Source organism: Actinoplanes sp. NBRC 103695 (assembly GCF_030269485.1).
Taxonomy (GTDB): domain Bacteria; phylum Actinomycetota; class Actinomycetes; order Mycobacteriales; family Micromonosporaceae; genus Actinoplanes.
This window is the reverse complement of record NZ_BSTL01000031.1, coordinates 1-14838: the sequence shown is the minus strand read 5'-3', so window position 1 is coordinate 14838 and position 14838 is coordinate 1. Positions and strand designations below refer to the sequence as shown.

12 protein-coding genes are annotated in these 14838 nt (G+C 68.9%); 3 read left to right on the top strand and 9 right to left on the bottom strand.

The window, feature by feature from the left end; translation table 11 throughout:
* Positions 1 to 5 precede the first annotated feature (5 nt).
* The 3 genes from metH to QSK31_RS39315 all read right to left on the bottom strand — a co-directional run bounded on the left by metH (position 6) and on the right by QSK31_RS39315 (position 7512).
* Positions 6 to 3782 carry a methionine synthase gene (gene metH / locus QSK31_RS39325; protein ID WP_285689830.1) on the bottom strand — a complete coding sequence of 1259 codons (3777 nt, stop codon included), beginning with the start codon at positions 3780 to 3782 and terminating at the stop codon, positions 6 to 8.
* 84 nt (positions 3783 to 3866) lie between these two features.
* Positions 3867 to 6956: a S8 family peptidase gene (locus QSK31_RS39320; protein ID WP_285689829.1), complete on the bottom strand. Its 3090-nt coding sequence runs from the start codon at positions 6954 to 6956 to the stop codon at positions 3867 to 3869.
* Positions 6957 to 7017: 61 nt separating this feature from the next.
* Positions 7018 to 7512, bottom strand: coding sequence for a hypothetical protein (locus QSK31_RS39315; protein WP_285689828.1), 495 nt, complete (start codon positions 7510 to 7512; stop codon positions 7018 to 7020).
* Positions 7513 to 8048: 536 nt separating this feature from the next.
* Between QSK31_RS39315 and QSK31_RS39310 the strand changes: the two genes are divergently transcribed.
* Positions 8049 to 8621 carry a DUF2637 domain-containing protein gene (locus QSK31_RS39310; RefSeq protein ID WP_285689827.1) on the top strand — a complete coding sequence of 191 codons (573 nt, stop codon included), beginning with the start codon at positions 8049 to 8051 and terminating at the stop codon, positions 8619 to 8621.
* A gap of 264 nt (positions 8622 to 8885) precedes the next feature.
* Entirely contained in the window at positions 8886 to 9107 is a 222-nt protein-coding gene (locus QSK31_RS39305; RefSeq protein ID WP_285689826.1) for a hypothetical protein, read from the top strand.
* Positions 9108 to 9192: 85 nt separating this feature from the next.
* Here QSK31_RS39305 and QSK31_RS39300 read toward each other — a convergent pair whose 3' ends face one another.
* The 6 genes from QSK31_RS39300 to QSK31_RS39275 all read right to left on the bottom strand — a co-directional run bounded on the left by QSK31_RS39300 (position 9193) and on the right by QSK31_RS39275 (position 13652).
* Entirely contained in the window at positions 9193 to 9888 is a 696-nt protein-coding gene (locus QSK31_RS39300; RefSeq protein WP_285689825.1) for a hypothetical protein, read from the bottom strand.
* 184 nt (positions 9889 to 10072) lie between these two features.
* Entirely contained in the window at positions 10073 to 10237 is a 165-nt protein-coding gene (locus QSK31_RS39295; protein ID WP_285689824.1) for a hypothetical protein, read from the bottom strand.
* Positions 10234 to 11355 (bottom strand): radical SAM protein, encoded by a 1122-nt coding sequence (locus tag QSK31_RS39290; protein WP_285689823.1) that lies wholly within the window; start codon positions 11353 to 11355, stop codon positions 10234 to 10236. The genes QSK31_RS39295 and QSK31_RS39290 overlap by 4 nt, the downstream gene beginning before the upstream one ends.
* A 467-nt stretch (positions 11356 to 11822) precedes the next feature.
* Positions 11823 to 12689 (bottom strand): SAM-dependent methyltransferase, encoded by an 867-nt coding sequence (locus QSK31_RS39285; protein ID WP_285689822.1) that lies wholly within the window; start codon positions 12687 to 12689, stop codon positions 11823 to 11825.
* Positions 12686 to 13402 carry a hypothetical protein gene (locus tag QSK31_RS39280; protein WP_285689821.1) on the bottom strand — a complete coding sequence of 239 codons (717 nt, stop codon included), beginning with the start codon at positions 13400 to 13402 and terminating at the stop codon, positions 12686 to 12688. Before QSK31_RS39280 ends, QSK31_RS39285 begins: the two co-directional genes overlap by 4 nt.
* 58 nt (positions 13403 to 13460) lie before the next feature.
* On the bottom strand, positions 13461 to 13652 hold the full coding sequence (locus QSK31_RS39275; protein ID WP_285689820.1) for a hypothetical protein: 192 nt from the start codon (positions 13650 to 13652) through the stop codon (positions 13461 to 13463).
* Between the two features lie 313 nt (positions 13653 to 13965).
* Between QSK31_RS39275 and QSK31_RS39270 the strand changes: the two genes are divergently transcribed.
* Entirely contained in the window at positions 13966 to 14730 is a 765-nt protein-coding gene (locus QSK31_RS39270; RefSeq protein WP_285689819.1) for an NsdA family TPR-like regulatory protein, read from the top strand.
* The last annotated feature ends 108 nt before the right edge of the window (positions 14731 to 14838 follow it).

Below are 14838 nucleotides of genomic sequence, written 5' to 3'. Positions count from 1 at the left end.
GGGAGTCAGTCGTTGTCGGAGCGGTAGCCGAGGTTGGGCGCGAGCCACTTCTCCGCCTCGGAGATGGTCCAGCCCTTGCGGCGGGCGTACTCCTCGACCTGGTCCCGGCCGATCTGACCGAGCACGAAGTACTGCGACCGCGGGTGGGAGAAGTACAGGCCGCTGACCGCGGCGCCGGGCCACATGGCCATGCTCTCGGTCAGCTCGATCCCGGTGTTGGCCTGGACGTCGAGCAGCTCCCAGATCGTCTGCTTCTCGGTGTGCTCGGGGCACGCCGGGTAGCCGGGGGCAGGGCGGATGCCGACGTACTTCTCCTTGATCAGCGACTCGTTGTCGAGCCTCTCGTCGGGCTGGTACGCCCAGAACTCGGTGCGCACCCGCTCGTGCAGCCGCTCGGCGAAGGCCTCGGCCAGCCGGTCGGCGATCGACTCCAGCAGGATGGCGCTGTAGTCGTCCATCGCAGCCTTGAACTCGGTGATCTTGTCGCCGATGCCGAGACCGGCGGTCACCGCGAACGCGCCGACGTAGTCGGACAGGCCGGTGTCGCGGGGGGCGACGAAGTCGGCGAGGGACCGGTGCGGAACCCCGGCCCGGTGTTCGGTCTGCTGCCGCAGCTGGCGCAGACTGCCGAGAACCTCGGTGCGGTCCTCACCGGTGTAGAGCTCGATGTCGTCGCCGACCGCGTTGGCGGGGAACAGCCCGATGACGCCGGCCGCCGTGATCCACTTCTCGGCGATGAGCTTGTCCAGCATCTCCTGGGCGTCGTCGTACAGCCGGCGAGCGGCCTCCCCGGTTGCCGGGTTGTTGAGGATGTCGGGGAACCGGCCCTTCATCTCCCACGCGTTGAAGAACGGCTGCCAGTCGATGTACTCGCGCAGCTCGCTGATCGGGTAGTCGTGGAACGTCTTGACGAACTGGTGTGCCGCCGGCGCGGGCCTGCCGTCCTGGTGGATCCGCGGCGACTGCGAGGCGATCAGGCGGGGCCGCGGCGGGCGGTAGCCCTCCCAGTCGATCGGCGTGCGGTTCTCCCGCGCGGCCTCGATCGGCAGCATCACCTTCGTGTCGTTGCGGTTGGCGTACCGCTCGCGCAGCGCCTCGTAGTCGGTCTTGACCTCGGCCAGCAGGGCGGGGCGCTGCTCGTCGGAGAGCAGCGCCGCGACGACCGGGACCGAGCGCGAGGCGTCCTTCACCCAGACGACCGGCCCGTGGTATTTCTGGTCGACCTTGACCGCGGTGTGCGCCCGGGAGGTCGTGGCGCCGCCGAGGAGCAGGGGGATCTCCAGCCCGCGGCGTTCCATCTCGGCCGCGAAGCCGACCATCTCCTCCAGCGACGGGGTGATCAGCCCGGACAGCCCGATGATGTCGGCGCCGTGTTCCTCGGCGGCGGCGAGGATCTTCTCCGCGGGAACCATCACGCCGAGGTCGATGACGTCGTAGTTGTTGCACTGCAGGACGACGCCGACGATGTTCTTGCCGATGTCGTGCACGTCGCCCTTGACGGTGGCCAGCACGACGACGCCGTTGCTGCGGCCCGCGGTCTCCGGCGTCTTGGTCGCCTCGATGTAGGGGATCAGGTAGGCGACGGCCTTCTTCATCACCCGCGCCGACTTGACCACCTGAGGCAGGAACATCTTGCCGGCGCCGAACAGGTCGCCGACCACGTTCATCCCGGCCATCAACGGGCCCTCGATGACCTCGATGGGCAGGCCGCCCCGGGCCTCGATGAGGGCCCGGAGCTCCTCGGTGTCGGCCTCCGCGTGCTCGTCGATGCCCTTCACCAGGGCGTGCGTGATGCGTTCCCCGACGGGCAGCGAGCGCCAGGCGTCGTTGACCGCCTCGGCCTTGCGGCCGTCACCGGCGAACTCGGTGGCGATCTCCAGCAGGCGTTCCCCCGCGTCGCGGCGCCGGTTGAGGATCACGTCCTCGATGCGCTCGCGCAGCACCGGATCGACCTGGTCGTAGACGACCAGGGCGCCGGCGTTCACGATGCCCATGTCCATGCCGGCGGCGATCGCGTGGTAGAGGAAGACCGCGTGGATGGCCTCCCGTACGGCGTTGTTGCCGCGGAACGAGAAGGACACGTTGGACACACCGCCGGACACCAGGGCGCCGGGCAGGTTCTGCTTGATCCAGCGCGTCCCCTCGATGAAGTCGACGCCGTAGTTCGCGTGTTCCTCGATGCCGGTCGCGACCGCGAACACGTTCGGGTCGAAGATGATGTCCTCGGCCGGGAAGCCGATCTCGTCGACGAGGATCCGGTAGGCCCGTTCGCAGATCTGCTGGCGGCGCTCGAGGTTGTCGGCCTGTCCCTCCTCGTCGAAGGCCATCACGACGACGGCGGCGCCGTACTTGCGGCACAGCCGTGCCTGGGCGCGGAACTTGTCCTCGCCCTCCTTCATCGAGATCGAGTTCACGATCGGCTTGCCCTGCACGCAGCGCAGCCCGGCCTCGATGACCTCGAACTTCGACGAGTCGACCATCAGGGGGACGCGGCTGATGTCGGGCTCGCTCGCGATCAGCTTGACGAAGCGGTCCATCGCGGCGACGCCGTCGATCATCCCCTCGTCCATGTTGATGTCGATGACCTGGGCGCCGTTCTCGACCTGCTGACGGGCGACCGACAACGCGGCGGGGTAGTCGCCGTCGCGGATCAGATTGCGGAACCTCGCCGAGCCGGTGATGTTGGTCCGCTCGCCGACGTTGACGAACAGCGATTCGGCGGTGATGTTGAGCGGCTCGAGGCCGGACAACCGGCAGGCCGTCTGAGGCGTGGCCGGCGCCCGGGGCGGGAGGCCGTCGACGGACTCGGCCATCGCCGTGATGTGTTCCGGGGTGGTGCCGCAGCATCCGCCGAGCACGTTGACCAGGCCGCTCTCGGCGAACTCCCGCACGATCGCGGCGGTCTGCTCCGGCGCCTCGTCGTACTCGCCGAACTGGTTGGGCAGGCCCGCGTTCGGATAGCAGGAGACGAAGCAGTCGGCCAGGCGCGACACCTCGGCCAGGTAGGGCCGCATCTCCTGGGCCCCGAGGGCGCAGTTGAGCCCGACGAGCAGGGGCCGCGCGTGCCGCACCGAGTTCCAGAACGCCTCGGTGACCTGACCGGACAGCGTGCGGCCGGACGCGTCGGTGATGGTGCCGGAGATCATCACCGGCCAGCGGCGCTCGCGCTCCTCGAAGAGGGTCTCCAGGGCGAAGATCGCGGCCTTGGCGTTCAGCGTGTCGAAGATGGTCTCGACCATCAGGATGTCGGCGCCGCCGTCGACCAGGCCGTTGGCCTGTTCCAGGTAGGCCTCGACCAGTTCGGTGTACGTGACGTTGCGCGCGCCGGGGTCGTTGACATCCGGCGAGATCGACGCGGTCCGGTTGGTCGGGCCGAGCGCGCCGACCACGAACCGGGGCTTGCCCGGGTCGGCCTCGGTCGCCGCGTCGCACTCCGCCCGGGCCAGGCTCGCGGCCGCGACGTTGAGCTCGTACGCGATGTCCTGCATGCCGTAGTCGGCGAGGGAGATCCGCTGGGCGTTGAAGGTGTTCGTCTCGATCAGGTCGGCGCCGGCCCGCAGGTAGTCGCGGTGGATCTCCCGGATCGCGTCGGGCTGGGTGAGCGACAGCAGGTCGTTGTTGCCCCGCACGTCGCTCGGCCAGTCGGCGAACCGCTCACCCCGGAAGTCCTGTTCGGCGAAGACGTGCCGCTGGATCATCGTGCCCATCGCGCCGTCGAGGACGAGGATCCGATTCCGCAAGAGCTCGGTCAGCTGTGCTGTGGCATCCGGGCGCAAGAGCATCGGAAGATTCTCTCAGCCCGGGATGCCAACTCGCCAATCAACTCTCCTTCAGCCGGCCACCGGGGCGTCATTATGTGACCGGCGTCATCCTGGGGGAAGCGCCCGGATCACAGTCTGGGTGATGGTGGCGGCAGAACCCTTCGCGGTCACTCGCAGTGACAGGTAACCGCTCCGCGGGACGTCTGCCCGGTAGGTGCCGTCGGTATCGCGGCGGGCAACGGCGGTCTGCCACGTTCTGCCGTCGTCGGAGGAGACGTCGAGCGCCACCGACCGGGTGCCGGCCGGGACCGTCATGCGCACTCCCGCTCCGGCCGGGGCGATGCGGACCGTGTCGAGGGCCGGCACCGCGGCCGGGTCGGTGAACGTCCAGTCCAGCGTGGTTGCCGTGGCGGTGACGAACGCGGCCGGGCGGGTCTGCTCCAGGTGCAGCCGGTAGCCGGCCCGGGCCTGAGGCACCCGGAAGGTGGCCTCGCCGCCGACCCCGGAGACCGCGACCTGCCTGCCGTCGCGGAACAGGGCGGTGCTGCCCGGGACGTTGCCGGTCCTCCCGGCGTGCCCGGCGCTGTCACAGCTCATCGCGACCCGGATCCGCAGCCGGTCGCCGGTCCAGGTGTTGCCGTCGCCGCTCGTGCAGGGTGCGATGACCGGCTCGCCGTAGCCGGCCGTGTACCGCCTGCCGGGCTCGTAGCGCCGTGGCTCTCCGGCCGTCGAGACCTCCTCGAAGTTCGCCTCCTCGCGCCACTCGTACGTCCTGGTGCTCCACCGGATGCCGCCGGCGGTGTTGAAGTGCCGGGTCGCGGACGGCTCGGTGGTGAGCTGCGCGAACACCAGCGGGCTGCCGGGGACGTGGACGCCCGCCTCCAGGGAGTACGAGCTGTCGGCGGCCTGCCGGTGCATCCCGCCGTTCTCGACCGCGAGGTCCCCGGCGGTGACGGCGCCGGTGAATCCGGTCGGCACACGGCCCCGGAACGGCCAGGCCAGGTGGTAGACCCCGGCGTCGGAGGTGTACGCCAGACGGACCACCGAGAGGAGGGCGTCGTCGTTCCCGCCGAGCTGGGCGCTGCTCAGCGTGCCGCCGTAGCTGTTGACCGCGTAGGAGGACCAGCCCTTCGGCGTACGGACGCCGAAAGCGACGGATCCGGCGTCGAACCGGGCGCCGGCGTCCGGAAGGGTGGCGGTCACCGGCCGGGCGGCGCGGGTGTCGACGGTGATGTCCGTCGTGGCGGTGACCGGGACCGAGGGCTGGGCGACCGCGGAGCTGGTCCAGGTGCCGTCCTCCGCCTCCGCGAAGTACTGGGTGATGATCGCGTACCGGCCGCTGGGGACGTGCAGCTCGACGTCCGGCGTCCACGGGTAATCGAAGAGCGTGTCGTGCTGGTAGGGCGTGTCCAGGCCGATCACCTGGGTGTAATGGTCGGCGGTGGGCAGCCCGTCGCGGCCGAGCACGTGCAGGTTCAGGGGGACCTTCGCGGTCTCGCGGACCACGGCGACGGGGGTGGTGACGACCTGCTCGCCGGTGGTGGCGGTGAGCCGGCCGGTGTGGGCGCCGCCGGTCAGGCCGGCCGGAGCGGTGACCTGTGCGGTGGCGGTGCCACCGGCGGGAACGGTCACCGCGGCGGCGTTCACCGTGAACGGCGCGGTCACCCGCAGGGCGACCGTCAGCGGCCGGGCGCCGAGATTGCGGTAGCTGACGGTCCTGGTGATCGGCTGGTCGGCCATCTGGTTGCCCATGCTCAGGCTCGGCGGGTCGGCCAGCAGGGTGGTGTGCACCGCGCGGGCCACGTCGACCCGGCCCGCGCCCTGGGCGTACGCGCCGAGGCCCGCGGCCGGCCGGGCGGTGCCCATCAGAGCCGCCTTGAGTTGCGCGGGCGTCCAGCCGGGGTGCCTCTGGGCGAGGATGGCGGCGCCACCGGCGACATGCGGCGCGGCGAACGAGGTGCCGTAGCCGACGTCGTACGGCCCGCTGCCGACGTCGCTGCTCAGCGCGTGGGTGATGTCGACGCCCGGCCCGGTGATCTCCGGCTTGACGGATTCGCCGTCCAGGCCCGGTCCCCGGCTGGAGAAGGCCGCGAGCCGGTCGTCGCGGTCGACGGCGCCGACGCTGAGCGCGGCGGCGGCGTCGGCGGGGGAGCCGATGATGTAGTCGTCGCCGTTGTTCTGGTCGTTGCCGTTGTTGCCGTCGTTGCCGGCGGCGACCACGAACAGGGTGCCGTACTTCTCGGTCAGCTCGTCGACCGCGCTCTCCAACGGATCGCTCCCGGCGGTGTTCGGGAAGCCGAGGCTCATGTTGACGACCCTGGCGTGCTCGGTGCCGGCGGTCCACTCCATGGCGGCGATGACCGCGGACTCGGTGACCTCCCAGTCGCCGACCTTGGCGGAGACCAGCCGCGCTCCGGGGGCCACACCCCGGTACCGGCCGTCGGACGCCGCGCCGGTGCCGGCCAGGATCGAGGCGACCGCGGTGCCGTGACCGACGTAGTCGTGCACCTCCCCGGTGGTGGGGGTGCCGGTGGAGAAGTCGGTCTGCGCGGCGACGACCGGGGCGAGGTCGGGGTGGGTGACGTCGACGCCGGAGTCGATCACCCCGACCGTCACCCCCTTGCCGTCGAACCCTTCCTGCCAGGCGAGCGTGGCGCCGATCTGCTGGACACCGTCCGCGGCGGTGAACTCGCCCTTGGCGTCGAGCCAGACCTTCCCCTTGCCGGTCCGGGCCGTCCAGGCCCGGGCGAGATCCTTCTTCGGCGTACGCACGGCCGTCGCGCCGAGACTGGGCAGTTTGCGTACGCGGGTGCCGCTCGCCGCCGCGCCCCCGCTGATGATCAACGGCAGGTCGGTGCGCCGGTCGTCGTAGCCGGCCGTGATGAGCCCGGTGACGTCGAACAGCCGTTCGTCGAGCTTGCCGGCGCGCACCAGCGACATGGCGTCGGCCGGGACGACCCGGGTACGGCCGTCGACCGTGCTGGTCGCGAAGGGGATGCCGGCGCGGCCGGGTCCGGGGGCCACGGTGACGGCCGCGCCGGTGACGCTGACCCGGTCGCCGGTGATCAGCGTGACGGTCCGGGCCGCGCCGCCGGTGGGGTTCTCCGCGGCGGCGGCCGGGCTGCCCGCGACCGCCGCCGTCGGCAGCGCCAGGATCAGTGCCGCTGCCAGTGATCTTCTTCGAAGTGTGAACACATGGGGGAAGACGAAGCCGAGTCGTCTTTTGTGCACATCGGACGAGGTTTTCCGGACGAACTCAGCCGTGGCTGTCCTGGGCCTTCCTGCTGACCGTGATCCCGGCGGCGAACTCCACGACGTCGGCGCCGCTCCAGCCCAGCGATGCCGGGGCCTGGATGTCCACCCAGCGGGCCGCCGACCGGTAGGTCAGGTACTGGCCGCCGCCGTCGGATCGCAGATAGCCCGGCTGCCCGTTCACCGAAACCTTGGTGCCGTCCCGCCCCGGCATCGCGTCGTGCGTACTCGTGTAGGCGACCAGCTCGACGGCCGGCAGCGCCCGGCCCGCGGTCGACGCCGCCGGTCCCGCACCCGGGGGAGTGGCGCCGGCCCCGAGAACGCTCATGCTCACCGGCACCGCGACCAGGACCAGCGCGGCCGCGGCCGTCCCCGACAGCAGGGTCCGGCGCCGGCGACGCAGCAGCGCATGTCCGCGGGTCACGTCGTCCGCCGGATCGGGCTCCGGCGTCGCCGTGCCGCCGAGCGCCCGCCCCAGCAGTTCCTTGACGTCGTTCATCGGTTGGTCCTCTCGGAAGCGGTGACGGGAATGCGGGGATCGTGGGTACCCGGCGGCGGGTCGCCGAGCAGTTCACGCAGCCGGGCCAGTCCCCTGGCGGTCTGCGACTTGACCGTAGTCAATGACCGAAAGAAGCCCGGAATTCAGATCCGGCGTTTGCGCTGCTCAGAACACATCCCAACCGTCCATAGGGGTCCGCACCCGGCGTGGTGCGACCGGTCCCGCTGTACTGCCGACCCCGTCGGCCAGGCCGACGGGTGCCGGCTCGGCGAGGGCGGCGAACACCATTCCGCTCCAGTCCGGCTGGATCTCGCTACGACGATGGGGCTGACCGCCCGGGACGCCACGGCCTGGCTCACCGAGGCGTGCGCCCCTTGGCCGTGCAACTCCTTCCTGCGGATACAGCTAGGCGAGGCAGAGCTGTCCCTACGCGCAGATGACGCGCGGCCCGTAATCGATGCGCTCTCGGCCCTGCTCGTGTTCGCCGCGAGCGACGGGAAGGTGATCGCGCGAGGACCCGAACCGACACAGCGTTGATGATTCTGACCGTGTTGTTCGTCGGCGGCCTGGCCATCGTCGCGGGCGCGATCAGCTTCGCGCACATGCGGGAGCTGGCCACCCACCACGGTCAACTGGGGTGGAAGTCCTACGCCTTCCCGATCAGCGTCGATGGACTGGAGATCGTGGCCAGTCTCTACCCGGTCGCGCAGCGTCGCGCCGGTCGCCACACCGGCTGGATCGGACGAGCGACGCCGCTCCGTCCGCGCCCGGCCAGGCTGATCGGCCGGGCATCCCCCGCCGGGGCGGCCGGACCTCCCGGGCCAACTTCGCACCGGCGACCAGGCAGCAGCACCGTGGAGGTTCGCTCCATGGCGCAACTGATTCCGGCCGCGCGGGCGGCTCGGGCGGCGCTGGCCAATGCCGGCCGGTCGCTGTCGCGAGACAACCTCGCGGATGCCATGCGCGACGACGGGCACGGCGTGTCCAACGCTCGCGCCTCACTCCTGCTCAAGATCCTCAAGGCGGAACGGGATGTGATCTCGATCGACCCTTCGTCCGGGCGATCACACTCGAAGGACACGGATCCGTTGTCAGAGGTAGTGGCTTAGCGTGCCCGGAAAAGTCCGAACCGATGACCGGCTTCGCAAGTACGGCTGTAGCTCCTTCCGGATCCGCCTGGATCAGTCCATTCGGTGTCGCAAACTTGGCCTGGAACGCCGGGCCCGCGCTGCGGGACCACCTTCATTGGTGCCGGATTCACTCATGGATGCGGGCATTTCGCCGATGGCCTCAGCCGCGGAAAATAGAGGCGATCGTCGATAGGCGGGCGATCACCCCGTCGTGACGGGGCACGACAGTACTTGGAGGCATGCATGGACCGTCGCTGGGCGGCGAAACTCGACGGAGCCGCTGACCCAACCGCCAAGCTGAGTGTTGCCTACGACTATCTACGCTCAGCGCTCTCCTCCGCCGAGAAAGACGCCTTACGCAATCGCGAGCTGGAAGTCATCGAGCGCCTCGACCATGTCCGGCTTGATGCTGCCGATCAACTGGTCGCGGTGGCCGCACAGATCGACGACATCACCGCCACATAAGCCGTCTCTCGGATCGGGCGGACTGTCGTGCCCCGGCCAGGTCGAACGGATCCCTGGCTGGCGGGGGTGCTGGCGGAGGGCGCAGTCACCCCGAGCGGTGTCGTTGCCATTGAGCTGAGGCTGTTACCAAAGCTCGGGTCCAGGAGTCGGGCCGGTCGGCGCCGATGTCGGCCCATAGTCGTGCGTTGACGGCGGCGAATGCGGTGACAGCGTCGGGAGTCGCGCTGGTCCAGGCTTGGATGTGAGCGGCCCGCTCTTCGGCGGCTTGCGGTGAATGCCCGGCTGCGATGAGCCAAATGATCCAGTAGCCGGCGTCGAGCCACGGGGCGCCGCGAGTGGCCCAGCCCCAGTCGACGATCCGCGCCTGCTCGCCGACGATGACGTTGGTGTTGTTCCAGTCGGTGTGCAGCAGCGAGCCGCCGGTGAAGTATTCGAGGTCAGCCTTGTGGGTGGTGTAGTCGGCCAGGCGCTGGGCGGCGTCGCGAAGCTCGACGTCCGGTGTGGGTGTGTGGCTGATGCGGTTGAGGAGGTCGAGGATCTTCGGGAGATCGGGTGAGCCGGGGCTGTAGTCGGCGTGGTGACCGTCCAAGGCTTCGAAGATCAGCAGGTCCCAGTCGTCCATGACAAGGTGATCCACCAGAGCTGGCGCGACCGCGCGGAGGTACGGCGCGATGTCGGCTTCGCGTTGCTGTGTCCAGACCCAGCGATGGCTTGTGGGCAAGGCTTTCACGAAGTAGGAGCCCGATGTTGTGTGCAGCGTGGCGGCGATGGCGCTGTTCATTCCCGCCGACGATGGCGCGGCGTTGACGACCGGACCGATCGTGTCCTCGATCGCGTCGCGGACGGCGGCGGGTAGGTCGTGGTAGCTGACACGTGTGACGGGCATTCGGATCCTCGTGACGATGGTTGCCCTCGGACGGCGCCGCCATGGCGCGGCATACCGTCCGAGGGCTGTTATTCAGTGATCAGCGGTACGGGTTGTCGTCGTTGCAGCGGGCCACGTTCGTGCTGGCGAGGGCCTCGACGTTGGCGACGATGACCACGCCCGCCGGCTCCGGGGCGCGGCCTGCTGGCCGGGTGGTGGTCTCGGCCGGGGGCCGGGTGGTGATCTCAACAGCGGTGATGGTCATGACGGTGTCCTTTCGCCGTGCCGACAGTAATTCTGCAGTGGTGCCTTCGCTTCCTGGTACACGCGCGCCATGGGTCGGCATACCCGGCAGGAGGACGACAGAGTGCAACCTGTGCATCCGCCTGTGCGAAGCATTTGGGCGTCCGCGATCGCGGGCAGACGCAGCAGGCCTTCAGGGCCGTCGGTGATGAGGCTGATCGGGTTGTCCCGGCCGACCTTGCACATGGTCGCCATGCCGTGCGGGTCGACGTGGAAGAAGGTGTGCCCTGCCGGGCAGCCGTCGAAGATGGCGCTCTTGTTGAGCCAGCCGGGTGCCTGAGCGGCGAGCGGCGATCCGCTGCCGGTATAGGTCGGCGAGATCGATCCGTACTCATTGCGCGGGAACCCGAGTTCATCGATCAGCGCGCGCATGTCGGCGAGTTCGTCGACGTTGTGTTTGGTGACGATGATCGTGACTTCGATCGGCAGGTCGGCGTCCTTGGCTGCCAGCAGGCCGCAGTAGGCGTTGTTGAACGCTCCCCGGGTCTGGGTCAGCGCGTCAGCGGTTTCGGGGCTTGCCCCGTACATCGAGACGGTGATCTTGTGCGGACGGGCAGCCGCGAACAGGGTGATCATAGGTTCGCGGGCGAGGCGTGAACCGTTGGTGAGGATCTCGATCATCATCCCGGCGTCATGCGCGCGGAGGTAGGACGGCGGGAAGTGCGGATCGATCAGGGGTTCCCCGCCGGTGATCTGGAACCAGAGCACGCCGATCTCGGCGAGCATGTCGATCAGGCGCAGTTTCTCGGCCAGGGGAAGCCCGGCGAAGGGCCTTTGTTCCAGGTAACAGTGCTCGCAGGAGAAGTTGCACCCTTTGTTGATCTCCCACGTGGCCCGGCTGTAAATCACCGGAGCGGTCGAGCGCTGACGCACCAGCACGGCATCGGTGGCGGGCTGCCCGGCAAGGTCGGTCTGCCACGCTTGACGTGCGGCATCGATGAACCACTCCGGCAACGGCGCGCCGCCGAAAACGGCCTGGGCGACCTGGTCGTAATGTGACGTTGGCAGCTGCATGCCGGCTTGAGCGCCGGGTCGGACAGCGACGTAGATGTCTTCCTGCGGACTCACGATCACTGGCATCTCAATCTCCCTCGGTGACTCGCCCTACCTCAACTTTCGTGTCGCGCAGTACCGGGCACGCGCCCCGCCGAGGCAGTTCAGCCACGGAACGCGCCGACAGCCCTACCACCGGTCATTCGATGAATGTCATCGGTCCTCCGTTGGGTGGCTCTGGTGCGCGCTGAGCAGCAGCGACCACTTGCGGAACTAGGCACCCGGCGGTGCAGCTCGCTCGGTGCAGTTCGGGTGGTGTGCGCGGCGTGCTCTGGCGGCATGCCTCCGCCTTCTGGGGTGTAGAGGTCCTCGACGGGTAGCAGAAGGCGGCGGCCGGTCGATGACGAGCCGCAAGCTCGCGATCGCTCGCCGATGTCGGCGGACGGTGGCGGCGATATCCGCGACGACGTTCAACTTCGCCAGCAAGACACCAGCCGTCCTTGACGTCAGGTCGCCGGTGTCGCAGAGCGGTGGCGTGGGCTGACTGTTGCCGGTCATGGCCGTCTCGCGACGTAGGCGTAGATGCTGGCGTCCGCGTCGGTGACCCCATCGCGGGGGTGGGGTTCGAGTTCGGGGCGCCATCGGATGGTGGGGACCAGGCCCGGTGCGACGGGTGTCAGGCTGGTGGCGGTGTACAGGTCGGACAGTTGTTCGCGGATGCGTGGGGTGGGGGTGCCGTGTTGTTCGGGGTGTTGGGCGAGTTCGGTGTGCAGTGCTTTGCGGGTGGAGGTGGGCATGTAGTCGTAGGTGGCGTGGCTGACGGCGAGGATGCTGCCGGGTGGGAGTGGGGCGGTGAGGGTGGTGAGGATGTCGCGGACGTGGTTGTCGTCGGGCAGGAAGTGCAGGACGGCGAATAGCAGGACCGCGACGGGTCGGCGCAGGTCGATGGTGTCGGTGAATTCGGGTGCGGCGAGGATGGCGGCGGGGTCGCCGATGTCGGCGTCGAGGTAGGCGACCCGGCCCCGTGGGGTGTGGCTGGTGAGCAGGGCGCGGGCGTGGGCGAGGACGACGGGGTCGTTGTCGACGTAGACGACCCGGGCGTCGGGGTGGATGGCTTGCGCGATGTCGTGGGTGTTGTTCGAGGGGGTGGGGATGCCGGTGCCGATGTCGAGGAATTGGGTGATGCCGTCGCGGGCCGCCCAGCCGACGACCCGGCGGCCGAGGTTGCGGTTCTCGATCGCGGCGGTCCTGACCCCGGGGAACCGGGCGGCGATGGCGTTGCCGGAGGCGCGGTCCGCTTTGAAGTTGTCCTTGCCGCCGAGCCAGTAGTCGTAGCGGCGGGCGGGGTGCATGATCGAGGTGTCGAAGCCGAACCCGCGGGTCGGAACAGGTTGGGCGGGGCTGCCGCCGGTCGGGTTCATCGGCGCACCGCCGGGTCTGCCGGTGCCCGGTTGGTGCAGGCAATGTGATGGTCGCGCAGCGGCTTGGCCGTGGGCGCGGTCGTCGTCAGGTCGATGGCGGGTAGGAGGGCGGTGGCGGTGCTGAGCAGGGTGTGCGCGGTGGTGGTGTGGCCGCAGGCGGTCAGCATCGCGTGGTAGGTGTGTAGCAGGTCGTGGCCGAGCTGGTGGTTGGTGTGGTGAGCGGCCTGCCAGTGTGCCCAGAGCTGGTCGAGGGTGTTCAGGGCGCTGACGTATTCGCCGCGGTCGTGGCGGACTTGGGCGCCGAGCCCGGTCAGGAACATCGTGTAGGGGCCGCTGTCGCGTAGATCGTCGCGTAGCGTTTCGCGCATCACGCTGGTGGCGGCTGCGGGGTTGCCGTGCTCGCTCAGCTGGGTCGCCCAGCACACGGCGGCTGCGGCCCGGGTCTTGTTGCCGATGGGGAGTTCCCGGGTGACCTGGTAGGCGTAGGCCACCCACTCGAAGCGCCGCCACCGCTGCGACCGCCTTTGTGGTCGGTAGTACAGCACGGCCTGGACCAGCACCGGGTCTGTGCAGGCCCGCACGGTGGCGGGGTAGCCGTCCAGCACGGCGCACAGCTGGCGGCTGGCGCGGCGTCGTGTGCGGCCGGTGCTGGTTTCCACGGCGTTGACCAGAGCGGCGAGCTGGTCACGGCTGGCGGTGTCGAGCGATGTCATGGCGATCGGGTTTCTGTCGGCGGCGCACGGCGATACGGGCGGGACGGGTCTGTGGTGTTCAGATGTTGATCACGGCGGCGATCAGGTAGTGGTCCGACGGGTACGGCCGCCCGGCGGCGCTCAGCTGGCGGTAGCTGTCCGGGTCGACGTGCTCGGGCGGGTCCGGGGGTATGTGCACGCGGTAGCTGCCGGGGTCGACGTGCGGGCGCATCGCGTTGTTGACGAGGGAGGTGCGCCTCAGCCGAGTCAAGGGATCGACGGCCACTGTTCCCTGCCATCACGACCGTCCGACCAACTCACGAGCCGACGCCCGGGTCGACCCCCCGCAGCTCGGACACCATCGGGCTTTGACCTTGAACGAGAGCAGCCCCGCTAGAAACCCCACCACCAGCGCCGTAACGACGGCCATGATCAACATTGTGAGCTCCAATCAGATCTTCCTATTGCGCACCACAGAGGCAATCTGAGCCGCATCAGGTTCGACCCGAGCTAACTACCGGCGTTGGGCATTCAGAAGAGTTTGATACTGATGACCTGATGGTTCTGGTTCACACGGGGTGTGAATGAGAACCCGCTACGCTGAGCACCTCGGCACGCTGCGGAAGGTCGGTGACATGGAGTCGAACGCTCTCCTCGCTGCCTTACTAGAAGAAAGCGGTATGTCCCGCGCCGGGCTGGCGGCCCGTATCAACCAGGCCCAGCCTCGGGGTCAGAAGTTGACGCGCTACGACCACACCTCCGTTGGACGTTGGGTGAATGGCCAACGTCCGCGCGGTCGCACGCCTGAGATCATCTGCGAGATCCTCAGCGAACAACTCGGCCGGCGGATTGATTTACACGACGTCGGCATGGGGCGATCAGCTGGGGATCAAGCAGTTCAGCTGACTGATTTCGTGACACGGGCTGGCTCGCTGTGGCGCCAAGATCAGCGTTCAGGGTCATCGGACTCCCCCGTGATCTCCGGCAATCGCGCCATCGTTCCCGTCTGGGAGTGGGAAAATCCGCCAGAGGACCGCGACGTCTCGCGGCGAGCAGGACCACGGGTGCAACCGGGCGACATCATTGTTCTCCAAGCCGCTCGGACCCGCTACGAGACGATGTACAGGCAGGTCGGCGGAGTCGCCACGCGAAGCCGAGTTGTCAACTTCCTGAACGAGCACACAACACCGTTACTGTCCGGCTCATATGGCGACGGAACGGGCCGGGATCTCTTCCGATCAACCGGAGGGCTGGCCGCCCTGGCCGGCATCTGCGCCTACGACTCAGATGTTCAAGGCGTAGCGCAGCGATACTTCCACCAAGCCCTACGCCTAGTGCCTCGTCTTTGAACGTTGGCCGTGTAATCCGTCGGTTCTGAGGGTGTTTCGGGCAGGCTGTCCTTCTCGTTGTTGAGAGGGGTGGTGCCGGGTGGGCCGACGCCCAGAGGTATTCGTCAG

Coding starts and splice junctions, on each gene's coding strand:
- QSK31_RS39270 (WP_285689819.1), top strand. CDS start 13,966: ATGAGAACCCGCTACGCTGAGCACCTCGGCACGCTGCGGAAGGTCGGT.
- metH (WP_285689830.1), bottom strand. CDS start 3,782: ATGCTCTTGCGCCCGGATGCCACAGCACAGCTGACCGAGCTCTTGCGG.
- QSK31_RS39280 (WP_285689821.1), bottom strand. CDS start 13,402: ATGACATCGCTCGACACCGCCAGCCGTGACCAGCTCGCCGCTCTGGTC.
- QSK31_RS39300 (WP_285689825.1), bottom strand. CDS start 9,888: ATGAACAGCGCCATCGCCGCCACGCTGCACACAACATCGGGCTCCTAC.
- QSK31_RS39285 (WP_285689822.1), bottom strand. CDS start 12,689: ATGAACCCGACCGGCGGCAGCCCCGCCCAACCTGTTCCGACCCGCGGG.
- QSK31_RS39310 (WP_285689827.1), top strand. CDS start 8,049: ATGATTCTGACCGTGTTGTTCGTCGGCGGCCTGGCCATCGTCGCGGGC.
- QSK31_RS39295 (WP_285689824.1), bottom strand. CDS start 10,237: ATGACCATCACCGCTGTTGAGATCACCACCCGGCCCCCGGCCGAGACC.
- QSK31_RS39290 (WP_285689823.1), bottom strand. CDS start 11,355: ATGCCAGTGATCGTGAGTCCGCAGGAAGACATCTACGTCGCTGTCCGA.
- QSK31_RS39305 (WP_285689826.1), top strand. CDS start 8,886: ATGGACCGTCGCTGGGCGGCGAAACTCGACGGAGCCGCTGACCCAACC.
- QSK31_RS39315 (WP_285689828.1), bottom strand. CDS start 7,512: ATGAACGACGTCAAGGAACTGCTGGGGCGGGCGCTCGGCGGCACGGCG.